Source organism: Cysteiniphilum sp. (assembly GCF_057495195.1).
In genome coordinates, this window is record NZ_JBXTEF010000079.1 from 1 (window position 1) to 23,782 (window position 23,782).

General features: G+C 38.3%; 23 protein-coding genes. 7 read left to right on the plus strand and 16 right to left on the minus strand.

Annotated elements, in window-relative coordinates; translation table 11 throughout:
- The 11 genes from traT to ACY10D_RS07285 all read right to left on the minus strand — a co-directional run.
- On the minus strand, positions 1–569 hold a 569-nt coding region (gene traT / locus ACY10D_RS07235; RefSeq protein WP_487000082.1), incomplete at its 3' end, for a complement resistance protein TraT.
- A 22-nt stretch (positions 570–591) separates the two neighbouring features.
- Positions 592–1,014, minus strand: a complete 423-nt coding sequence (locus ACY10D_RS07240; protein WP_487000083.1) for a hypothetical protein — start codon at positions 1,012–1,014, stop codon at positions 592–594.
- Entirely contained in the window at positions 1,007–2,020 is a 1,014-nt protein-coding gene (locus ACY10D_RS07245) for a phosphatase PAP2 family protein (RefSeq protein WP_487000084.1), read from the minus strand. Before ACY10D_RS07245 ends, ACY10D_RS07240 begins: the two co-directional genes overlap by 8 nt.
- 160 nt (positions 2,021–2,180) lie before the next feature.
- Positions 2,181–3,206 carry a TraU family protein gene (locus ACY10D_RS07250; protein ID WP_487000085.1) on the minus strand — a complete coding sequence of 342 codons (1,026 nt, stop codon included), beginning with the start codon at positions 3,204–3,206 and terminating at the stop codon, positions 2,181–2,183.
- Entirely contained in the window at positions 3,190–3,957 is a 768-nt protein-coding gene (locus ACY10D_RS07255; protein WP_487000086.1) for a hypothetical protein, read from the minus strand. Before ACY10D_RS07255 ends, ACY10D_RS07250 begins: the two co-directional genes overlap by 17 nt.
- The gene (locus tag ACY10D_RS07260) at positions 3,944–5,056 is read right to left on the minus strand and encodes a hypothetical protein (protein WP_487000087.1); all 1,113 of its coding nucleotides are present in this window, start codon (positions 5,054–5,056) and stop codon (positions 3,944–3,946) included. Before ACY10D_RS07260 ends, ACY10D_RS07255 begins: the two co-directional genes overlap by 14 nt.
- A complete protein-coding gene (locus ACY10D_RS07265) occupies positions 5,049–5,672 on the minus strand; it encodes a thioredoxin domain-containing protein (RefSeq protein ID WP_487000088.1) in 624 nt (207 codons plus the stop codon). The genes ACY10D_RS07260 and ACY10D_RS07265 overlap by 8 nt, the downstream gene beginning before the upstream one ends.
- A 2-nt stretch (positions 5,673–5,674) precedes the next feature.
- Complete coding sequence (locus tag ACY10D_RS07270) at positions 5,675–6,253, minus strand: S26 family signal peptidase (protein WP_487000089.1); 579 nt, start codon at positions 6,251–6,253, stop codon at positions 5,675–5,677.
- A 257-nt stretch (positions 6,254–6,510) separates the two neighbouring features.
- A complete protein-coding gene (locus ACY10D_RS07275; RefSeq protein WP_487000090.1) occupies positions 6,511–7,200 on the minus strand; it encodes a hypothetical protein in 690 nt (229 codons plus the stop codon).
- 20 nt (positions 7,201–7,220) lie between these two features.
- Positions 7,221–7,505 (minus strand): hypothetical protein, encoded by a 285-nt coding sequence (locus ACY10D_RS07280; RefSeq protein WP_487000091.1) that lies wholly within the window; start codon positions 7,503–7,505, stop codon positions 7,221–7,223.
- A gap of 5 nt (positions 7,506–7,510) precedes the next feature.
- Positions 7,511–9,757 (minus strand): type IV secretory system conjugative DNA transfer family protein, encoded by a 2,247-nt coding sequence (locus tag ACY10D_RS07285; protein WP_487000092.1) that lies wholly within the window; start codon positions 9,755–9,757, stop codon positions 7,511–7,513.
- Between the two features lie 332 nt (positions 9,758–10,089).
- Here ACY10D_RS07285 and ACY10D_RS07290 point away from each other — a divergent pair, with 332 nt between their 5' ends.
- The 5 genes from ACY10D_RS07290 to traN all read left to right on the plus strand — a co-directional run bounded on the left by ACY10D_RS07290 (position 10,090) and on the right by traN (position 16,439).
- Positions 10,090–10,839, plus strand: a complete 750-nt coding sequence (locus tag ACY10D_RS07290; RefSeq protein ID WP_487000093.1) for a hypothetical protein — start codon at positions 10,090–10,092, stop codon at positions 10,837–10,839.
- 177 nt (positions 10,840–11,016) lie between these two features.
- Positions 11,017–11,202, plus strand: a complete 186-nt coding sequence (locus tag ACY10D_RS07295) for a hypothetical protein (RefSeq protein WP_487000094.1) — start codon at positions 11,017–11,019, stop codon at positions 11,200–11,202.
- 1 nt (position 11,203) lies between these two features.
- Positions 11,204–12,199 (plus strand): TrbC family F-type conjugative pilus assembly protein, encoded by a 996-nt coding sequence (locus tag ACY10D_RS07300; protein WP_487000095.1) that lies wholly within the window; start codon positions 11,204–11,206, stop codon positions 12,197–12,199.
- Complete coding sequence (locus tag ACY10D_RS07305) at positions 12,196–13,584, plus strand: hypothetical protein (protein WP_487000096.1); 1,389 nt, start codon at positions 12,196–12,198, stop codon at positions 13,582–13,584. Before ACY10D_RS07300 ends, ACY10D_RS07305 begins: the two co-directional genes overlap by 4 nt.
- 8 nt (positions 13,585–13,592) lie before the next feature.
- Positions 13,593–16,439, plus strand: a complete 2,847-nt coding sequence (gene traN / locus ACY10D_RS07310; RefSeq protein WP_487000097.1) for a conjugal transfer protein TraN — start codon at positions 13,593–13,595, stop codon at positions 16,437–16,439.
- Between the two features lie 41 nt (positions 16,440–16,480).
- Here traN and ACY10D_RS07315 read toward each other — a convergent pair whose 3' ends face one another.
- A complete protein-coding gene (locus tag ACY10D_RS07315; protein WP_487000098.1) occupies positions 16,481–16,630 on the minus strand; it encodes a hypothetical protein in 150 nt (49 codons plus the stop codon).
- A 181-nt stretch (positions 16,631–16,811) separates the two neighbouring features.
- Between ACY10D_RS07315 and ACY10D_RS07320 the strand changes: the two genes are divergently transcribed.
- Both ACY10D_RS07320 and ACY10D_RS07325 read left to right on the plus strand, forming a co-directional pair.
- A complete protein-coding gene (locus ACY10D_RS07320) occupies positions 16,812–17,075 on the plus strand; it encodes a type II toxin-antitoxin system RelB/DinJ family antitoxin (RefSeq protein WP_487000099.1) in 264 nt (87 codons plus the stop codon).
- A 2-nt stretch (positions 17,076–17,077) separates the two neighbouring features.
- On the plus strand, positions 17,078–17,350 hold the full coding sequence (locus tag ACY10D_RS07325) for a type II toxin-antitoxin system YafQ family toxin (protein WP_487000100.1): 273 nt from the start codon (positions 17,078–17,080) through the stop codon (positions 17,348–17,350).
- 7 nt (positions 17,351–17,357) lie between these two features.
- On the opposite strand, the gene ACY10D_RS07330 is transcribed toward ACY10D_RS07325, so the two are convergent.
- From ACY10D_RS07330 to traF, 4 genes are read right to left on the minus strand one after another with little or no spacing between them, the layout of a single operon-like run.
- Positions 17,358–17,927 carry a hypothetical protein gene (locus ACY10D_RS07330; protein ID WP_487000101.1) on the minus strand — a complete coding sequence of 190 codons (570 nt, stop codon included), beginning with the start codon at positions 17,925–17,927 and terminating at the stop codon, positions 17,358–17,360.
- Positions 17,860–21,051 carry a conjugal transfer protein TraG N-terminal domain-containing protein gene (locus ACY10D_RS07335; RefSeq protein WP_487000102.1) on the minus strand — a complete coding sequence of 1,064 codons (3,192 nt, stop codon included), beginning with the start codon at positions 21,049–21,051 and terminating at the stop codon, positions 17,860–17,862. The genes ACY10D_RS07330 and ACY10D_RS07335 overlap by 68 nt, the downstream gene beginning before the upstream one ends.
- Position 21,052: 1 nt before the next feature.
- Entirely contained in the window at positions 21,053–22,687 is a 1,635-nt protein-coding gene (locus ACY10D_RS07340; RefSeq protein ID WP_487000103.1) for a conjugal transfer protein TraH, read from the minus strand.
- A 9-nt stretch (positions 22,688–22,696) separates the two neighbouring features.
- A complete protein-coding gene (gene traF / locus ACY10D_RS07345; protein ID WP_487000104.1) occupies positions 22,697–23,773 on the minus strand; it encodes a conjugal transfer protein TraF in 1,077 nt (358 codons plus the stop codon).
- Between the last annotated feature and the right edge of the window lie 9 nt (positions 23,774–23,782).

A 23,782-nucleotide genomic window follows, 5' to 3' on the forward strand; every position in this document is an offset into this window, starting at 1 on the left:
ACCTCACCATCGACACGCACAGATACCTGAATATCGGTAATCATCGAGTAAACCACATCGGAGTACATTTGATCAGCCAACCAACCAACAGCACCAACACCCGCGCCTACGCCAATGCCTACGCCTGCGCTATTAGCTGCCAAGCCTGCGGCAACACCTGCTAAACCGCCCATAATCGCATTACCAAAGCCGCTGTTCATTGATTGCCACACCGACTGCACACTTGGTGCTTTACCGACTTGAAGTACATTGACTTGCACCATATCATGCGCTTTGTCTACGTCACGGACGACATCCCAACCCTGACCTTTCAATTGAGCCACTAAAGCATCTTTAAGTTTTACATCTTGACCTGAAGTGTCTTTGACTTGGACATAAATTGTTTTGTCTTTAGTTGATACTGGGTCTAAAAAGATGGTTTCACTCATCTTGGATTCAGTCGTTAAACTGCCGTGATGAATAGCCGTTGATATTGCTGCACACCCTGTTAGTTGTGCGCCAACAATCGCAGCCGTAGTGATTAAGCCAATGGCTTTTGCTTTTTTGACCCTTTTAAGATTTAACTTCATTTTTTATTCTCTCCTTTTGTTTTTAATGAAGTGATTGCTTAGTTTCCCAAGCGCTATAACGCAACCAGTCAATCACTGACTGCGATAACTCGTAGTATTCCTCCGATTCAAATTCACTCATGCTTAAAATTCCCTTTGTCGCCAAACGATGACAGATCAAATAACCACTACTCGAAAGCTCGCTTTTGCTGTTGGCTAATGACCAACGACTGAATTTACGTAATGCATAAGATTCCCCTAAGCTCAGACGCGCATAATCAAATGCCTTGCTGTTTTCAGATATAGACTCAGTAAATGTGTAGTTGCCTAATAATCTTGCTACTACGTCAATTTCTGCATGATTTAAAGCATATCTGTTAGCTATACGCTCTAAGGACTCAAGCCAAAAGTAGGTGAGTGATTGGTAACACTCTTCTGTGACTGATTGCGATACTAAGCTATACATGGCAACCACCTAGCTTTTTTGTTTTTGATTTCAAAGACTGCCAATAAAAGCCAAGCTGCTTAATAAGAAACGGCACTAAACAAATGACCGCCAACGACAAATAAAACACAACAAAACCACCCAATACATCCGCCACATAATGCCAACCTGTAATAACCGTGCTGCAAATCATCAAAAGATTTAATCCCAGAAATAGATAACGCAGATAAAACCGCTTGAGTGACCAAAAGACATATATGAGCATTAAGGCTGTAATGACATGATAGCTTGGACATGAAATATTATCGTTGATACTGACAAGTCGATCAGCTCTAAAGGCTACATAAGCATGTGCTTCAATGATCTGACCACTGTAAAACTGATAATCAGGGTAACTGTAGTAAGGATTTATTGAAGGAAAAAAATAGCAGATAACGAGTGTTATCATAAACGTCACACATACAAGCTGATAAAACTTAACAACATGCTTCATTGATACCAATGGCATGAGCAAAACAACCAACATCACTTGCCATGTAATGCTTTGATAGCACCACCAAATAAAATCATTGAACAATGGATGATGTGTTTTAAAATAAGTCATGATCTCAGCGACATTGATGCCAATAGTCTCGTCAAATGACTTTAACCAAGGATCAGCAATCGCATGCGGTGTTAAAGGTAAGAACAGGCATGCCATAAACAACAACGGTGTAATCAGACTAAAATAACCTAAAGATCGCCATATAAGCGCCAAGATTGAGAGTTTGTTGCTTAACTGGCTAAAGACGTAGCTAAACATAAAAAATCCAACAGGCAGCAAATAAAGCCCTAAAAAATAGATACTAAACTGCCAGTCAACGAGATGTTGATAAATAAACACAACACATGCCAGTAATGCACCATAGACTAAAATACTGCGATCAACTCCATGTGCTGTGTTAACAGGTATAAATACCCCTAAAGCCCTTTTCTTTCTACTCTGTGTTTTTTTGCTTTTCCTGCTTTTTCCGCTTTTTTCGTTCATCTTATTTTTTCGTTTGCCTTAACTAGACATAATATTGCATGCCAGCGGCTGAGATTTTTTAGCCGCTGCAAAAAAGTTGAAAAAAAATGAAAATAAATGGAAAAACTTGGAGAAACTAAGAGATAAAGGCTAACTCAGCCTTGTAAAATATGGCTTTAAGCTAAATATGCATACAACATTGCTGCTCTTGAAAAATAACATTGGTGACATTTTCAAACATCGGATAGCTCTGCGGTGGAATATTCAAGTAAACAATGGGTGCTGCACCAATTGGAACCCCTATGCCTTCTTTAACCATCGGATACACAGGGTCAATGGTGAATTGTGATTTAATCCACATGGCAGATGGCACGGGCGAACACATCGCCCATTGACCTACTGTATCCCACAACATCCCAACTCTTGATAGCTTGGCAATCATCTTAGCCCCTACTAGGTAAGCGCTTTGCAATCGATCAGAATTTGCATTAGCATTACCTGTAAAAGGATATACACCGCCCCAACTGCCCGCACACCACACTAATGGGTCTAAAGGCAGATAAGCTGTTGACGAAATCGCATCAATAATGCACGCAGCTTGCGCTATTGGATTGGCAAATAAAATTGCCTCTGGGTTAAACACAGCGCCCCATTCGTCATTTTGCCATGTTGGGTCAAGCTCTGTGATATAGGCAAGCGCATAACCACCGTCTGACTGTACACAGGCAAAGTCTTGAAACAACTTAAGCAGCTTAAAAACTGGATAGCTGTACCAATGTACTTGCCAACGTGCAATATCACCTTGTGATGCATCTAAATCAAGCGACATGTTTTGCATGTCAAAACCACCTAAGACATTGATGCCGCCAATTGAGGAAAAACACCCCGCAATACGTGCAATTTCTTCAATGTATAACGGCTCATGAAAAGTTGCCATAATGCCAGGCGTTGGATAACCAAAAATTCGACCCGGACAAATACACATAGGTGAAGTTGTTGCTAAGGGTGACTCATTACTCCCAACACTGTAAGCCAAAGGGACACCTGATATCTTAATGGGCAAAATCAAGTTCCAGTTAATTTCAGTAATCGGATTTAAAAAACGCCCATGACAAGTGCCGTCCTCTGCAAAAACGAGTGAGATGCTACCACTGAAAATAATAACTGCACTGATTAGCCACCGTATAAAGTTACACATTTTTGACATGCTGCACCTCTTTGTTTTTAATTGTTTTACTTTTTTCACTACTTCCTCGATGCTTCTTAAGCTCATTTTTATTAAAAGCATCAATCACTGCGTCACTACATCCATGCCAACATAAATCCACCAAATCAGCCGAATAGGGATAGGCAAAATCGGTAATCGCTAAATCAAAGTAATGCTGATTTTCACCTATACCCAACAAGCTTGGGATATGTTGAATATGAAACCTTGCTAATATTTCTTTATTAGCATAACCAATAGGGCGTTGTAATTCCTTGCCTAAGTCTTGAGGATTGCCGTTCGTTAAAACCAATTGCACACGCACTGGGTGGTTTTTAATAACCTCTTTAGCAAATTGTACTTGTTCGTCATCATTGCCATCAAAATATAACATCACCGTACTTGGACGCACCACTGACAAAGGATTCACAAACGTCCCCTTGTGATAAAACACTCTACCTTTGTATTGATAGTCTTTGTTGTAAGCCAAAGAGGGGTCTGCATACCTTGTCTTTGTTCGCTCTACCGTTGTTAAACCAAAATTAGGTAGGTTTTTAAAATAGTTTTCCGTTGAGTTTTTAAGGTCTGCTTTGATTTTGTCTAAAGGTAGATGCTCACCTTGTTTAGCAATGACCAGTTTAATGTCCACCTCTTTAATAGGATACGTCTGTCCCAGTGTGCCTAGATCATGTGACCATGCAGATGTCACGCAAAGGAAAGCTAATAATACCAATAACCAACTAAACCACCTCATAAAACACCTCCACAGAAACCATACTTGCCAATAAAAACATCACTTGCTCAACAATGACATCTTCTCCTGTATCGACATAATGATGCGCCATACGTCTATACCATGTGTTTGCTTTTTCTTTGATAAGTTCAATCCTGACAACATCATCAATGCCATCACAGACAAGCACCTCATTCAAAAACTCAACCAACTCAACCGTATCAGCACGATGCAGCTCCCCTTTGCTGAGATACAATAAATCAAAATTCTCTAACAATTCATCCATGATTGATTGCGCTGATTTACTCAGTTGATAGGTGTTAATCTGATTTTTTAACGTAACATCTCCCATCTCTGACAGACTATCTGTAACGCTTTCAATACTGACTGTGGTTAAATCATGATAATACCAATGCGCTTGTGATGATAGTTGCATACTTGCGATGGGTTTTTCATTACTTAACGACCGCATTTCATGAAAGTGACGCATCTCAATAATTTTATGCCCCATAAAATCAAAAACAGCAAATAATCGATCACTCACCACATAAAGCATTTTAGCAAAACTCACCTCACCACTTGCCGCATGCTCATAAACTTTGCTGCACAGTAATGAATAAAGCTGTGCCTTAACTGTCATTAATTCAGCGTGATCAAGCACAGAAGCATCCCGATCAACCATTGATTCACGCATGGCTTTTAAAAATGTCATGCACGCATCAGGCGTTATTGTCTCAAACAAGCGTGTATATAAATACAAAATACCAATATGCGTATATTCCTGTTGCATAAAGTTATTATACTCTCGCTCCAATGTTGGCGTGTTAACGCCTTTTTCCGCACACTCCAAGCCAAACCATAGCGCACTAGCTAAAGGCACTTCAAGCAACTGTGCTAACTGATTAAAATAGAATTGCAGTCCTACATGATTTAATTCGCTGCCTGTACTTTTGATGATTGCAACAGCATCGCTCACTATTTCATGATCCTTTTGATAAAGCTTTGCCACTTCAGTTAACATTGATAGCATCGGCTGAATCATCGCATGCTGTTCATCACTCAGCTTTTCCTTTGCAATTCGCTCCTGAACCATCAATGACAATGGCTGATAACTAAACATTGCCGTACCCCTTAACTGCGCTTACGACTTCTTGAGCCAGTTGTGACATGTTTTTATCACCTTTCTCACCATCGGCGCTAATGACCTGTTGCACTTGATTGTCCGTTTCAATCACAAAGACAGGAAAGTTGACCATCTCCCCTAAATACTTCTCTTTGACAAGGTAATCAAGCAATCTTAGTGCCTTGCCTAATCTAACAAAGCCATAAGGTGCATTCATCCGCCTGATACAGTCTGATTCGTTAATTGCCTTAATCTGGTCTGACAACACCTGACAGACTGACTCTGGCGTATCAAGCTTTAATCCCGCTGATACGGCTGACGAAAATAAAACTGATCTGATCGCATCATTAACGCCTGCAATAATTGATAGATCAGAATAATATGCCTTAGCTGCCCACATCGGGTAATCACCATAAAAAATGGGGGAGAACAAAAAACTGCCACCTGTCGCTTTGACTTCTTCATCAATTACTTGATGATACTGCTCCATTTCATAGCAGTGTGGACAATAAAAGTTAGATAGCTCAACCACTGTGACCGCTTTGGATTGAGCGAAATTGAAAGCGAAAACAGATAATACAGTCGCCAATATAAGTGATACTTTCTTCAACATTTTTAACCTCCGATAAAGTGAATAAGATGCGCAGTACGCTTAATTTGATTGCCGTTAATAAGACCGAAATAACGTGAGTCATAGCTATCCTTGACGCGTGTTGACATCATGTAATAGTGATTTTCAGGGATTTTGTAGCCATTCCAGTTTTGACAATGCAACTTGTGACCTTTGAAGCTCACATTTAAGCACGTACCAAGAACGCTACATTGACCGTCAAAGTGATTGCTCTCACAAGCATAGATAGTGTTTGAGTTAGTAAATAAATACTCGCCTGATACCGCGCCTACCTGTTTAAGCAAATACGTATCTTTATCAATGACTTTATCGGCTAACGCTTCATTACCACTACTGAGTTGAAAAGCATAGATATCATCGCGATTAAGCGCAGCTATCCTCGGCTTTGTATAATAAAATCCTGTGCGTTCAGAATCTGATGCGTTAAAACCAACGCTGTAGCCTGAGTAACCCAAATAGCCTATTGCAATATACAGCAATAAAAACACCATACCGCCCCATGCGGCATAGTACATAAACTCTCTGATCTTTGCCGACAGCAAGCTGCCACTGATGATCAACATAATCAAACCTCACTTTGTAGTATTTATTTAACGACAAGTGAAATTAAATCATGCTAGCGGCTGAGATTTTTTAGCCGCTGTAAAAAAGATGCAAAAAAGTTGAAAAAAATGAAATTGATAGACCTTTAACGCTCGCTAGTAGCGATTACGAGTGCCATACATCTAAGAGACGCGAATACTTTATAGATGGTTTAATGCAGCAAAAATATGACATCAACAAGGAAAATGAAGTATTTGCGTGTTTAAAAGTTTTAACACTAGTGGCTTTCACAATATTTAGAATCAATCACATTATAAGAAACCATATTTATACTTATCGTACCATATAGATAATTTTTTATTGTATAATAATACCTCATGCAAATTTTGTTTTGATTATCTTTTGCCTTGGTAAATAAAGCTTGAGCAGAGTTCTCACTTATTTTTAAAGACAAATCTGGTCTAGAGTAGCCATTAATCCGTATAAAATCAGAATTTAAAAAATGCGTCTCAAAAATATGCTTCATAGGCTTTTCATTATATTCTGTGCTGAAATATGTATAGCCTAAAGGATATATCGGCAGCTCATTTGAGCTATAATTATAATTATCCCTAATAACAGCCCAACCGTCGGTATAAAGATACTTACCCAAGTCTGCAATATCTGCATCTCTTGAAATATTCTCAATAGCATCATGCAGCTTGTCGTGAATTAAAAAATTATTACCATTATTATCTGCGTAAAATTCAGGGTAAGCATAGTTTACAATTGCAGAGTAAACTTGACTATTATTAATATCTACACTACTACTTTCCTTGAAGTATTGAATTTTTGTATATGCTGCAATATTCGCTAACCTAACAAAAGACATATAGTCATAATCTTGAGCGTTAGATGATGGAGGCTGCTCATTAGAGCACGAGAAAACAGTAAACGCTAAAATTAAAATTCCAAATATTCTCATCATGAATAAAATTCCCTTTATTCTTATTGGTTAACCATCAATTCTTTAATAGTAGCCACCTCTGACTTTGAAGTGATCTTAGAGTTATCTCTATCTTTTTTAGAATCATCCTTAAACAACTCCAAACCCAACTCCATGATCTCTTTAATTTCTTTATTGCTATACTGATCAAGTCCAAGCTTAACACCAATCCTGCCGATATTGTCAGCTTGCTTAGCTTGCAAGGCTTTAACTTTCGCTTCAGCATCTTTGACCGCTTGCTTTTGTAATTCGATCTTCTCTTGTAAACTTAATTTTTGTCGTGACATGTAAACTACTCCTCTGGTTTGTCTTGACGTTTTGGTAAATTAATTAAATTAACCTTTTTGGTCGCATTGGTTTTATTAATATCCTCTGTTGGTTGGGACTCCCATGTTTCCTCTTTATGATCAGATACAATGGTTTGCTTCTTCCTGCTACGTTGTAGGCGCTCTCTTTCTAATGCAATTTCATCTTTTACCTCAGAAATAGATCCAACTGAGGTATCATTTGTCGGATTAACTGCGTCTTTCTTATTCTTTTTAGCTTTACCTGATTGAGTGTTTTCTTCATTATTATTATTATTATTGCTATCAGAAAGCTCAATCGCAAAGTCAGCCTCATAAAGTGATGATGGATGAATACTAGCAAGTGCTACATCATAAGGCAACTTCATATAGCCAGTATACGCAATTTGCGCCACTTCACCTCTGGCAATAAATACACAAAAGTATTGTGGCATGCCTGCAATAATTCCTTCACTAATTAAATTCTCTTTATCGCCAAAGAAATTTCTACCACCATCATCAAAAGCGGCAGATGATGCATCGTTAACACTACCACGCATGCCTTGTTTGTAAACTGGAATCTTGCCTGTTAAGTCACTAATCTCTCTGGCTAAAGCAATATCAGGTGTACCATAAACCAGTAAAGAGGAATTAACAATAGTTGACTTAATAAAAGCATAACTTGTAACATCTTTTTTTGTTGTATCTAAGCTAGCAAAACTCGTCATATTAAAAATAAAAATACAGCCTTTTTTTCTAACCTGTTCAATCGCCTTTTGCATAGGACGACTTACAAATTCTGGGAACTCATCTAAAAACCAAAAGATGCGCTGCGGATTACTTTCAGGTCGTTCAGCAATGATTTGTGATAAACGGTTAAATAGCGCCTTACACAGCATTGATTTATAATTATCAAACGTCATATCAGGGCAAATAACATAAAGCATATCACCATTTTCAATCATCTTTCTAAAATCAATGCCATCATTTGTTTTACAAATTGCCATATCTGCTAAATTGCAAAACTCTTCCAAAAACTGCGGTACCTCACCCTCGCTATTGAGAAAGCTGTTAACATCATATTTTTTGTTAAAAAGTTCAACTAAATGTATTAGGCAATCTGCTTTTGGAGCCAACAGTGACATCGCATCTCTTACTTTTCTTGAAAACTTAGCATAATAGTTTTTACCCTCAGTTGTCATCTCTAAATAAGGAAACAAGTAGTCCGTTAAAGTATCAAATTCATCGGATGAACAATTTTGTAATAAATCAAATTGAGGAACATCAATTTTCTTAAGATCAATGACGTGAAAAATTTTATTATTCTCTCGTGCAGAAATTTCCATTTGCTTTAATAAAAATTCATCAACTTGTGGTAAAAAAGCAATATTGCAATAACCCATGTTTGCTGTTTGCGCAAAAATATATTGCGTCACTGCACCTTTACCAGAACCTGTAGCACCAACGACTGATATGTGCGGGTGTCTTTTTTCGTCCACCATAAACTTATCAATATAAATTGGCTTTTTAGTTTGAGTTGACAGTGCTAAATATATCTTATTTTTATGAAAATATTTTTTTGGGGAATACTTTGTGTTATTTAGCTTTTTATCCAATTTCTTCATTTGCGAAAAATCGTCTCTTATATCGCTTGGCTTATCAATGACAGTGCTGTCATAAATGTACTTGTTAATATCCGCATTTATTCTTGAGACCATATGGTTATATTTAAGCGCTTTTAATACGTTGTGTATCGCATAAGCAATTAAGACAATAAATACCGTTGCAATTGTGTTATGCACAGCCGAAGTAAATGCGTTTAAAGTCATGTAATATTTAAGTGATGCAATGCTGAAATACTTTTTGACAGTTAGATAGTACAAACCAATGTTCACAACAAGGTAGTAGTTAAAAATCAAAAAGTAGAATAAAGGCACAATAAGACTGATGCCAATACTTGTATTTTTTAGTGCGATAATTTTCAGATATTTCTTATCTTTACTAAAAGCAATTTTAACCCCTTTTGGAAATGCTTTTTTCTTAAAGTACCTAAATGCAAAATAGCCCAAAAATAGAGAAAAGGTTAATGGGTAATAAAGCCATTTAACAAATGTTATGTTATATAGAACTGTGGTGATTTTCATATCAATAGTTGGGAAAACGCACACACCTAAATAAGTCAATAGCAATAGATAACAAACAACTAAGACAAACCCCCAACATATTTTATTGGTGACACTGTCAGCTTTACTCATAAATTTTTACCTTTAAAGTTTATTTAACACATAATCATTAGATCATGCTAGCGGCTGAGATTTTTTAGCCGATGCAAAAAAAATGAAAAAAAACGAAAAAAATGCAAATTTTTCCGACTTAAATATCAGTGATTCTATTTATTTTAAAATTCCTTTGGTAATTCCCGTGATTCTTATCCGTATAGTCAACGAATTGGCTAGGGAATCGAACTGCCAATAAAAAACGCTTTAAATACATACAGTGTATAGAAAAATCCTTCATTTCTTGATTACATGTCATGATTTCAATAAAATAGAAATCAGAACAAGAAATCATAACAGGTAATCACAGCATGAGTTCTATAAGTGAAAATGATGGGCATAAATTCAATCTAACCAAAACTCTCAACAATATTGGTGAAAATAACAGAAGAATGCTGCTGTATTTTTTATATCAGCACCAATACACAAACATAAGTAACATTGTTGATTTCTTGGAAATAACCGAAAGAGGTGTATATTTTATGGTGCGAAGATTAGAAGATGAAGGCATTATAAAAAAAGTTAAAATAAACGAAAATGGCATCAGGGGTGTCTTTTATGGTTTAACACTTTCTGGTGTTTACGAACACTGCAATAATGAACGTATAACAGCAACAGAAGATATGGTTTTTTATGAATCTGAATTTAATTTAAATACGCTAAAACACAATATGTATATACAAAAGTCTCACATCATTCTTAATAATGAGTTTAAAGGCTTTACATTCTACAATGAAAGAACATATCGCGCCTATGGTATCGAATTAAAAAGAAAAGAAAAAAACGAAAGAATACCTGATTGCTTAATCAAATTTAACGATTCAATCATGGCGCTAGAAATTGAAATAACACCTAAATCATTGACAAGGTATAACGCAATTATGATGGACTATTGGAATGATATCAAAAACGATGTGTATCATAGCGTTATATATGCTATACCTAAAAGAATATTCAACTCTTTATCACAAAATATATTAAATGCCGCTGAAAAAGTGGAGCAGAAAATACCATATTCTAAGGGTGATTTTAAAGACAAAATACAGTTTATTGAAATATAAATAAAATGCCAAAAGTGCACTATCAAATTAATGATATTATCAATTGCAAATATTCATCATCAATTTGCATTTTTTTCGTTTTTTTCCATTTTTTTTGCATCGGCTAAAAAATCTCAGCCGCTAGCATGATCTAATACCCTTGTGTTTTAAAAAAAATAAAATAGAGGGTAAATTAAAATGTCAACATTAGTTACATTAACCATTATTTCATTAATCTTTAGTGCGCTTTTTGTCGTAGGGTTTATTTTGCGATTAGCGATGTTTAGGATAGTGCCTGTAATCATTCTAAATTTATTTGCATTAATTGCGTGTTCAACAGCCATCGCAAAATTTGCTTTGTTTATTTCTATGGGGAAGTTTTAAAATGAAAAAGTTATTAAAAGCATCTGCTATTGTTTCCATTAATCTGTTTTTTATTAGTAATTCATTTGCAAATAACCAACTTAATCCAAGCTTTCTTAATGATATTAATGCAATAAACACAGCATATCACAAGCAAACTGAAAGTATAAATTCAAATGATAATAACAGCCATGTCACTTTAAACAATAACCAAAAACAAGCATTAAGTGACGTTGATTTTATAATGAAGCATCAATTACAGCCAGACCAGAAAATGTATGATGATGCTAATAGCATTAAATCAATGACAACAAAGATTGTCAAAGACAATATAAACTCCTTAGCTAAAGGCATTGTACCTAAACAAAAAAAGCTTTATTACTTTATCAGTTTCTCCATGCCTGAGAAGTTAATTAAAGGATACATCAAAGAAGCGATCTGGTCAGGTGGTTCATTGGTGATTAACGGTGTTTTGCCAGAGTATGATAATCTGATTAAATTCATGCATGATAAAGTCAATCCACTGATTAACTACGCAGGCATTCATCCACCCATTGAAATTGACTCGAATAAATTTCAAGAGTATCAAATCACTGAAGTACCAAGCATAGTTTTCTCAATTGCTGACAATGCACAACTGTGTTTTGGCAAAAGAGAATCAAACGGTTATATGAAATGTAACCACATCGATAAAAAACTTTATTGGAAAATGACAGGCACAGTATCTACTTATTATGCGCTTGAATCCTTTGGTGAAAATGGCGCACCTGTTAAAAATTTCATGACACGTTACGCCAAGATGACTGGCGGCATGAATACCTCACAGCACATTAAATCCTATGATGGCGATCTGCGAGACGTACCGCAACCATTGCCAAAAGATTATGTCTTAAAAATGCTAAATGGTATGGGGTTATCTCAGGGTAAAAGCGGCATTATTGGTGCGCCTGATGTTGTCAAACAGTACGAGATGAAACCCGAAGAAAATAAAGAAAAAAATGGGCAGGGTAATCAATGAAAAAGATGAATAAAAAGATGAAAAATAACATAAATAATCATGCATTGAACAATGTTTTTTTATTGATAGGTTTTATCGGTTTTGCTATGAGTTACGCAGATAATCCACAGTGGGATGCAACCAATCAGCAAGGTCAGTCACTAGGCGCCTTACTAGCAGGTCAAGGCGGCAATGTAACAAGCAATGAATCTGGCAATAATATCATGGACTCGATGGGCGTTTCTGCTACCACGGTAGGTAATCAGTCGAGTATGTCACGCGACAATATGGGGGTCGTTGGTTCATTGAGTGCAACCTTTGATTTTACCATTAACGATAGCTGCACCTTTGATCAAAATCGCACGGCTTTGCATGGCACCTATTTTATTATTCCATGTAAGAGTGGTGCAGGCGTTGTCCCTGCATTAATGTGCATTGAGACCTCTAAAAATGGGGTTGATTGTGATCATAAAAGCAATTACAAACAAGTCAATATTCCCATTAATAATAATACAGTGACCGAATACGGTTATCAAATCACAGGGCATTGCAATAATAACAATCATTGTCAGGCTAAAGTCACTCAAAAAAGCCAGACAGTGACGAATGCCGATAGCATCAATAATCAGGCAGCGAACACCGCACAAGATAGTGATATGTACCACATCATTTCAAACGGTTATTTAGGTAAAGATGGTTATAGCAATCATCAGGCTTACATGAAGTCGTTTGGCGATGGTGGCGAAAACAATATCTTTGCTCAATGCAATAAAAAAACGGATGCGATCTTTAGTGACGGTGTTTACTACAACTGTCAAGGTGATGAAAACGATACATTTGATTCTAAGGGAAAATGCATCATTCAAAAGATATGTACTGAATGGAAAATCATCGATCATGAAGAAACATCTTATCAAAACTGTCGATTAGTAGCAGATGATAAAGATCAATTATGCAACAAAGTAACCAAGGTGAGTATTCATACTCGCATTATTCCACCTAAAGATGTACCTTTTAGCGGCACAGGTGGTACAGACTGGCGATCTGAAGCCTATCACTCAGGGGCGCATTTTACGTTTCCAATGACAGGTACGCTTAAATCATTTTCAATAACATCTCACGGCATGTGGGGTGGGCATTTTTGGGTGCATATACCCCCCATTGTTTCAACCATAGATGCAAATTATGGTACAAGAAGTTCTTTTTTTATAAAGCCACAAAACCCGATAGCTTTCTCATATGCAAATTTAAACATACCCGTCACACAAGGTCAGCAAGGTCAGCTATCAGCCGATGGTCGCGAATATGCTTATGTGCCTGATATGACAATTGACTATAACGGTGTTATAGAAATCCCACAAAGGATTGAAAAATACCCCGTTACAACCACAGAAATTCAATGCTAGGAGCGATTATGTTTAAACATTATTTATCTTTTTTACCTTTTCTACCTTTTTTACCTCTTTCATCACTTTTAAGCCTTTCTTTGATAAGCTTAGGGCATGCCGATAATATTCCCGCAGGATGCACCTATAAAAGTGAAGTCTGTATTGAAGGTGCAGGCACAAGAGAAATAGACGGTGTCCCTGTTTATCAAGACTGTTGGAAATGGCAGCAGACTTATAACTGCCCTGATTGGTCACATTACAAAAATAGCTGTGACAATATCACCAACTGCGTTCCTAATGGCAATCCAGTGGTGATAAATCCACATGAAAAGCAGCAGCAATATAAATGCACCTCACATTGGAGTGAGAAAAAATGTGTCAAATATAAAGATAAGAAAACCTGTTCCATTGATACGGACTACGCCAACGGCAATCAAAAGTTCACGCCAACGACAACAGATAACTTTGGCAAAAACATGGCATATATGCAAATGGTTGATGCGATCAATAAAAATATGACAACCGATGATGGTGACTTAAGAATATTTACAGGTGAAGGTGGTAGTTGCAAGCAACCTGAAAAGAGAGGTCCTTTTGCAAAGGACTGTTGCGATATTAATTTATCTGAACATGGCTCATGGTATCAAAATCAATGCGGTGCTATTGACTTAAAAATCGCTATGGCTAGGCGAAATAATCGTGCGCATTATGTCGGTACGTGGTGCAGTATTGATAAAAAAATTATTGGCTGTCTTGAACACCGACAAGGCTACTGTATCTTCCCTGATGAAATGGCTAAGATCATCCAAGAGCAAGGCAGGGAGCAGTTAAACGAATTAGCGGCTAAAGGTTCAGCCTCTCACAATACATTAACCCAGAGCATTCAATGGCAACGTGAAGATCGAACAGCGCACTGGAATAAGTTTAGTGTCAATGGTGTTGATATTGCAGCTTACTCTTATGCCGCTTTCAATAAACAAAATACCATTATCAACACGGCATACACCACACCCATTAAAATTGCCAACAACAGCAGTCAAACGTCAGGAGATGTTACCGTCTCCATGAATTGCAACAATGGCATGTGTAACGTCACAATGGTATCAGGTGGGCAAATGAACAGCATACGTTTTGACCCAACATGTAATCAAACGCCATTAGGCAGATGGGCTGTGGGTGATTCCATGCTATCGCAAAATCAGTGTGTGCCGATTGGCTCAACACCTGTTGGATGGGATGGCTTGACATGGGATAATAACAATCCGTCATTTTGGATGTTTAGCCTTTCTGCGGTGACAAGTAACGCGTTAAGTGGCAGTGAGGTTAATTGGCGCATCAATAACAATCCTGTGATAGGTAAAGGCAGTTGTAGTGATACAGCATGTCTATATGATTTGACGGTTACTGATAGAGGACAGAGTGAGACAGGCACGCTACAGTTTCCATTTAACTGCCAAGAAAATCAGTATAACGTCAATATCAATGGCTATGTGTTTGCACCTAAATGCACACCTAAAAAAAATATTATTGCGATCTGCACTACTGGCAAAGGCTGCGGTGCCCTACCTAATTATGTGCAGCAAAATATGGATAACCTTAACAGTTGGACATTTGTCAGTGTTGACAATCCAACAGCAACACAAAAATTTATTACACGTAATGTTGCAATAGACAAAGGGCAATGTGATGCTTTAGGTAAATGCAGCTATCAAATAACCTCATTAGGTCAAGATGGTTATCAGGATGTCATAGAGACACCAATGACGTTTAATCTATTTTCAGCACCCATCGATAAAAATGGCGTGGCGCATCCTGATTATCGTATATGTGACAGCAAGACTACCTGTGACTATATCAGGACAAATGGTGGGTTTATGTTAAGACCTTATCAATACTCACATGATCAGGCAGTGACAAGCTCAATTAAGGCACTTTACCGTCTATCGCTATCTGATGAGTGGCAAGCGCTAAATATTCCTGTAGTCATTGAAAAAGATCATCCCTTAAAATTGTCAGATAATCCAACATTAAAACTATGGGGAAAGTGTGACATTGTGACCGGATTATGTAACTACACCGTGGCTGAATCCGTAACTATCACGGCAAAATCATGGGGCGACCCAAAACAGCCAGATTGCACGGGCTTTAAGCCAGAAGAATTGCAGTTGATTGATTTTAGTAAAATTGATTTGTCATCATATATTCAGCACATGCAACGCGATTTAACCCAAAAGCAGCAAGATGATTGGAAAAATCAGGCGAGCGGTTCTGTTGATGACTTTAAAAACAAATTCACTAATGGTCAGGATATTAACTACAACCCACCACAAGGTGATCAGGTTGTTAAAATATCACCAAGCTCTGGCACAGGTGGCAGTGAGTATAACCCTTTTGTGGCAACGCTAACTGCTGCAAGTAATTTCCCGAAATACTACCCTTATGGTGTGTGTGGCTTTGATAACCAGAATAAAAACACAAATCCAGTATCAAAAATTGTGATTGACTGGGGTGATGGCAGCCCACAAACAACCTTGACGACAACAACAAACGACCCACAAAAAGGACGCGATAAGGATGGAATCAATAAGTGTGACTATACTGTGCCAATCTTTACAACAGCACACACTTTTCAAGCGCCACCGAATAACCAAACCACTAAGGTACCAGTAACGGTACAGCTTTATACTAAGAATAATGGCATTCAGACAACGGTGGTTACAGTGCAGAATATATATGAAAATGGCGTGGCTGATGATGGTTCAAATGCAGGTGGTCAGGTTAATAATGCCGAGCATGTTAAACTTAATCAGGGAACCAATGGCAAAGTGTTCGATCCGAAAGAAGTGGCAGGGATTCAGACGAATTGGGAGTGATTAGAATAATCAAAGCAGTCTTGCTATGTCTCTAAAACTATTTAAGATTTAAGAGCATTAATTTTATCTAGCATCATTTGTTTACTCGCTTCACCATTTACAGAAAGATTGTCATTTAATTGGTTAATCCCAAGCTTGATAGCATTGTTTAAAGCTGTTTTTTGATTTTGGAATGAATCTTGATTATTCATGACATTTAAACCTTTTGGCAAATATTGCTTATGCCATAGGTTAGTAGAAAATATCATTTGTCATTATTTTTTATCATGCAAATTTCTCGTTTGAATACATGACTAATCAATGTGTAATATTGACTATCATTATTTTTGTAGCTACAATATAGCTACATCAATTTTTCACAAGGATTTCAACATGAGCTTAAAAAATATCACCGTTCGAGCAAGAGTAAATGATGAGCTTAAACATGAGGTTGAACATATATTGTCTGATCTTGGGCTTACTATGTCAGACGCAATCAATGCACTTTTTAAGCAAATAAAGCTAAATCATGGTTTACCGTTTGAGGTTAAAATACCTAATAAACTAACTCAAAAAACCCTAGCCGACAGCCAGAAGGGAGAGAATATAAAAAAATTTAACTCTGTAGATGACCTCTTTAATGATTTGGATAACTAAATATGCTCAGTATTGAGCGTACAAATCGCTTTAAGAAAGACTATAAGCTAATGCAAAAACGCGGTAAGAATCTTGATAAGATAAAGCAAGTTATCATTCAATTAGCTAATGGTCATTCATTAGAAAGAAAATACAAAGATCACCAACTAACAGGAAATTATAAATATGCTAGAGAATGCCATATTGAACCTGACTGGCTGCTCATATATGTTGTTAATGTTGACTTTTTAAGGTTAGAAAGGACTGGTAGTCATGCGGATTTGTTTGGCATGTAAAGAATAATTATTTTCTATTATGTATATTTTCAAGCCTTAGATTGTGCATTGGGTCTAAAAAGGTATCTTCTGAAGTAAAGTTAAAACCATTGTTATCTTTTCTATTTTCTTTCCTATATTTTTCAAGATCAGGAAAACTCAACTCTCCATCAAAAATTTGCCCTAATAGCATAAGCGCAAATGAACTAATGAATATACCAAACAAAACACAGAAAACACCAATCCCTGTATAGTAATGGAAATACACGCCAATCCAGTAAGCAGCTACACCAACACTTAAAGTCAAAGCTAATAAAAACTTAAATGGCTTGCTTATAACTATTTTTCTACAAGTGCTGTCTAGTGTTGATAAAACACCAAAGGTTATGCAATAAGTTGGAAATAGCATTATTGCTCCACTCCAATGATAAAAACTTGATGGCAACGCTAAAAAATCAGGCTGAACAGCAACCGCAGCCCAAAATAATACTAAAAAAGTAATTAGACTAAACTGTACTTTGCGTCTACGACTAATCGCCAACGCTCGGTTTATCTCCGCGAGAGAGTGGTAACCATTTGTCTGATTTGCTATTGACATCACGTGTCCCCTTATCGGTTTCGTCCTTAATTTGTGATTTCATATCTTCTGTTCTCTTGTGTAATTTAGCATATAAATCTTTTGTTTGCGATGATAAATTTTGATTGTTCTGTATTGCATTTTGATTACGCCACATTATTTCTGCTTCACTGTCGCTGTTAAATACTGGCATCACTCCACCACCGTTAGTTGGTTTGCTATAAGTTACGGTGTAAGTATGTGATGCTGTCTGTCCGTAATCACGGCTAACAGAGCGATTGTTTTGATAGGTGCTATTGCTGCTTGTCTTATCTGAGTAGTTTTGAGTTTCTTGAGCAGCATTGGTATTTTCTGCATAATGCTTAAAGCCAAGCCCGACACCAGTCGCCCCAAGCGCTCCTGCTCCAACAGTCGTTAACAATCCTTTCATGCCACCAGACTTACCTGCTGATTCCGCAGCCAATTTAACGTCATCTGCCATGCCTGTTGCTGATTTTGCTGTCGTTTTGGCTACATTGCCCATGGCAAGCTCACCGTCAACAACATTACCAAATGCTTTCGCTCCGTCAGATGCTGCAACTTTCCCTGCACTGCCTGCGATATATTCACCCTCAATTGCTGTATTTCTTGCTAACCCTCTTGTGCTTTTTGCAATCTCAAAACCATTTGATGATAAGGTTGGAAAAGCATCTGATGCCGCTCTTACACCATCATAAACCGCATCATCAGCAACACTCATTGCCTCTTTCCCAAGTCGTGATATACCATACTCAACGCCTAATTTACCTAAACCAAAGGCAGCTTTAGCCAATCCTGCGGCTCCCGCAATATCAAAGGCAACTGGATATAAATCGGTTAATGCTTTTTCTTGTGGCAATTGTTTCTGCTCTTGAGCTGTCAATATATGCGGGGTGATCGGATTGTTTTCGTCAACTTTCTTAAATCTATCCCATAACACCTCACCCCGTTCTTGCTGAGGCATAGCTGAACCATTGCCAGATGGCGGTGCCGACTGTTGTAGACCACTAATCGTATCATTTAAATCCCCCATAATCGTATTAGCCGTTTGCATGTCGCCTTTTTGTTTTGCCAGATCGTATTGCGCCACCATGCCGCCAATCATTGCTTTTTGTGTGTCATCGGCACCTGTCACATTCATTGAAGATAATATATTGCCGCCCATTTCTATACTGCTTTCTTTTGCTTGTGCGACACTTGCTGTGGCTGCTGCCGTAGCCGCAGCAGTTGCAGCAGCACCGCCCGCTAAACTTTTAACCAAATTTGCACTTGCCCCTGCTAAACTATAGCCACCTTTAAGCAACCCACCTAAATCGGCATTTACGCCTAAATTAGTTGAGTTCTGACCGCCATATTGTCCTGTTTTTGTATAATCGTGCTGATTTAAGGCACTTTCTAGCAATGAGCCACCTTGTCCAACACTTTGTGTTTGATTAGAACCACTGCCACCGTGAAATCCACCTGTAAATGTCTCTTGCTGATTGAATGCGGCATTATTGGCTTTATTGACCGCTCCACCTAAGTCATTAGTTAATAAAGGCGTACCCGATGGACTGTCAACATTGACAGGTCTGGCACCCGAGCTAATTGATTGTGACAACGTAGTTTGATCAGCCCTTGTGTTACGTAAACTCAGATTATCGGCTGATGCTGTGCCTGTCGCGGCTTCCGCCCCTGCGGTAGCACCAAAGGTTGCCGAGCCTGTGTGTGACAAGAAAGAGGTAATTGCCATGCTACCACCAAATATGATGCTGACTGCAAATATAGGGGCGACCGTCTCCATATTCTGCGCTGCGGCTAACAGCAATTGCGCTTTTGCTGATATGTAATCGACTGAGTTTAAATTAAAGCCATTCATGTGCGATGAAATCATTTGCAGATCAGTTTGAGTGATACTGCTGCTAATTGCTTGAATCAACACAATCATAATAAAAGTCACTGGCACCCATAACATGAGTAAAAACCAGTTTTTCAGCTTCTGCATGCCAAAGCTACCAACTAATGCAAATAATATAATAATCGGTGAAATGGCATACAGCATGATCTGAATGAGTGAAAATATATAGCCAAAGGTCGAGCGAAACACCGAACTTTGCGTTGACCAACTGGCAATGGTTGCATTTTCAGCCTTGGCAACAGCAAATTCTTGCATCATCACCTGATCGTTGATGCGTCCTGCAACATCACCCTTAATACCTGATAATATCTTCATCAATGCGGACTGCTGCAAATACTGCCCCGCCGTTGGCGAGTAATCTTTGCTACCTATGTTATGCTCAATCACTGCACTAAAAACATCACTGGATAAGCCAGAGGTTGCCTGATACATAAAGTTATTGACCATGCTGTCAGATTGACTGCTAAGGTTTGAACGTATCGCGGTATAAGCTGCTTTACAAGTGACAAACGTGCCTTGTGAGCTTTTGCAACTGGTGTCACCTGTGGATGATTGACGACTGTCACAGTAATTAGCGTCATTGTCTGAACCATAATACAACGTATGCGTTCCCTCACTGGTACCCGCAATGGTAGCGCCCAACATATCAAGCAGTTTAGGCGCATTGTATAAATCCGCTAAATTTGTCTGGTTTTGCGCTATCGCAGGTGGCACACAATCCGTCATCCAATAGCGGATGGATTGCGCTAAGTGATGATCTTGAAGATGATAATTGTTGGCAGCTAAAATAAATTCATTCGATGCCCCCATTGGAATACCCGAAGATGCTAAAAGATTAACAGGTACATCGCTTATGCCTGAATACGCCTGATCAAATGCTTTAGCAAAGTTGTATCCAATAGATGACATAAGCCATGCCGTAGCTGCAACTGCAAAAGGTACATTGTCAACATTTCTGGGTTGGGAACCATTCAAGTTTTGAATGTTGACGGTTACGGTGTTGGTGATTCCTGCTGTACAGAATATTAATGCCAGTAATATATGTTTGCCTAACACATTGATTCTACCGACATTCACCGACATCATTTTAACGATCACAAAAATAAAACCGACCAGTAAGGCTAAAACTGTCGCGCTTTGGTACATGTGGGAATGTGTCATTGATGCCATGCCATTCATCATTGCAAGCATAAGATCAGCATTACCAAAAGCATAAAGATTATAGACCATGTTATCCCTCACTCCTATTATTTGTGCCATTACCTGATGCCGTTAATGCCGATGAGTAGGCAAAGTTATTAGCAAGATTATTCGCTAAGGTTGAACGGTATAAAATAGACTGCACTTGATGCAGTTGTGCCACCCATGCACTTGTTTGCTGTAGTCGCTGTAATGCTTTCGACAAATTATCATTAATTTGCGCCTGTAGATCGAATACCTGCTTTTGGATTCTCTCTGCCGTAATGGTTAACTGTCCGCTAACCTTAGTGCCTTGTGTTCCTGCACGTTTAACATCACCAAATATCTGCTGCTCGATATAAGCAACAGCTAAAGACTGGGCAACATAGGTACTGGCAGCTTGAACAAGACCGACAGCAACATCGGGTGCTATCGCTGCCATATTAATTGCCTGATAAATCGGCATGGGTGATAAACTAATAATTGCCGCGATCTGCTCTTTACTAAAGGATGCTGTCACACTAACGCCACCCGAATAAATCCCCTCTGGCAGCACAACCTTTTGGCTGTTATCCCATGCGTGATTTTGTTGTGTGTTATAAACAGCTTGCATTAAAGCTGCATAAACAACCGCAAAGAAGCCATAATCAACCATTTTAACACCTGAATACACAGAGTCTTTTTGAGCATTGGCATACCACTCAGATGCGAGGATGGCGCGAGGAAATGGCTTGCATCCATCCAAGTCTGTTGTTTCCTTAGCGCACTCCATGATGCTAGTGGTAACGGTATTGATTTTCCCACCCAATACACCAAACATAAAGATATCCGTAAACTGTTTAGGCGTTAATGTTGGTTGGTAAAACTCAGGCTTGGGCTGAGTGTCTGCATTGGTAGCGTTGTAAGTTGTGCCAAAAACAGACTGCAATAACACTTTGTTGTAATCAGATAAACCAGTTAATGCTTTCCATGTTAAATTGCCTGTTGGGGTATCATTTATACGCTGTTTTTTCTGGTCATCTGTGAGACTTGGGTCATTTAACCAACCATGCAAATCTTTTAGCCACTCTGCGGGCTTTTGAACGTACTCGCTATCGGTAATTGATTTTAAAAAGTCGTTCTGACCACCGGCAACACTTTTAGCAATAGCACCGTCTTTTGTTAAGACACTTGATAAAGCATCGCTTGATTTAATGGCTTTATTGACCAGTGCTGCTGCCATCTGACAGCTATTATTAGCAAATTGTGATGCAAGCTGTGCGGCTTTTTGCAAGTCTTTTAAGATGGAATCACAGACAGGACAAAGTGTCTGTAAAGCCACATGAAAAACGTAACCTAATGCAGCGGTAGCAAACTGCTTAAGCATCGCGGTAAATTGTGCCCCTGAAATATAACTAAAACCACCAAAAAAATAAGAAATGCCATTGCATCCTACGCTGAATGTTGGTGCTGAAATATTGATTAAATTGATTTGTGACGCTGGGAATTTGATATAACCACTACCACCCATAAGAAAATTGCGCCCTTGGATCTGATAGTTGGCGGATGACGTGCTATTTACTAATGCGCCAAAAGCATCGTTTAGCTCCCCTGCTTTAGCGCTTTGCGTGCTAAGTGTTAGCGCAAAAAACGTTAACATCAAAAAAAAGATGCGTTTTAAATGATTTACGTTGCATAAATTAGTCATTACTCAACCTCACTTATGCTGCAATGCTTGTGTTAATATTTCCGCCTTGCTTGGCGTATCTAAGGTCGTATGCTCAACGGCAAGCTTGTTCATGCCGTCTTGTGAAAAGTCAGGAGCGTATTGTTTGCGTCCATCCTTAAAACCAGTGACAATGGCATGACGATACGCTCGAACAAAATCAATCATGCGTTCTTTAATGATATCCTCAGTGGTTAATCCGGTTGCAACACGTATCCACTGTTGGGCTTGTGTGGCATCGTCTAATTTAGGCTTTAAATACAAAAACAATGTCGGCACAGTTGACACTTTAAGAATCTCAGCAGGTTTTCTCGTGTCAGGGTCAGTCATGTAACCATCGAAACCATCAAGATGACCTTGATCTAAAGAGGCATTGTAAACTCTTAAGCCTGTTTCCTTGGCAAGACGCTGAATAATGGGTGCCTGAATATGACAATATTTACAATCTGTGCGTGTGTAGTAAACCAAAAAAGAGGATTCTGATAACAGTTTAAAAAATTCTTTTTCTTTATCCCCTTGAATGTTAGCCACCATCAATAAAGCAAACTGGCTCGTTGGGTTCTTCACCATCGGATCAAGCTCTGGGTGTTGTGCAAGATTGTACTTGAACGTATAAGCTGCATTCATGGCATTATTGACTGCCCACCAGTTAAAACGCTGATACTGGTAACTGGCATTAATATCGTTTGGATAGAGTGATGCTTGACGCATAAGCCATGTCATTTGCTGCTGTTCAAATTTATATGTATCTGACAAAGATAGATTTAGCTTAGTTGGGTCAATAAAACCGCATTGTGCTTGCCACTGATTAGGGTTAGCGCAATTAATCTCTTTGGGCTTTTGTGGTGTTTGTGCCACAATCAATTGCGGCTTGATAATGGGCTTTGGCTTCTGTGGCTTTTTAGGCGGTGTAGGCGCATCATCAACAAAGAACCAACCGACCTCGGTGTTTTTATTGATTAAGTTGACGCTGTGGGCATCGATTGTGTTGGATGCATATAAAGCAGATGATTGCAATAATGCGGATAAGACCCCAAACAAAGCCAATGATTTTGAATTGATTTTCATAACTCCCTC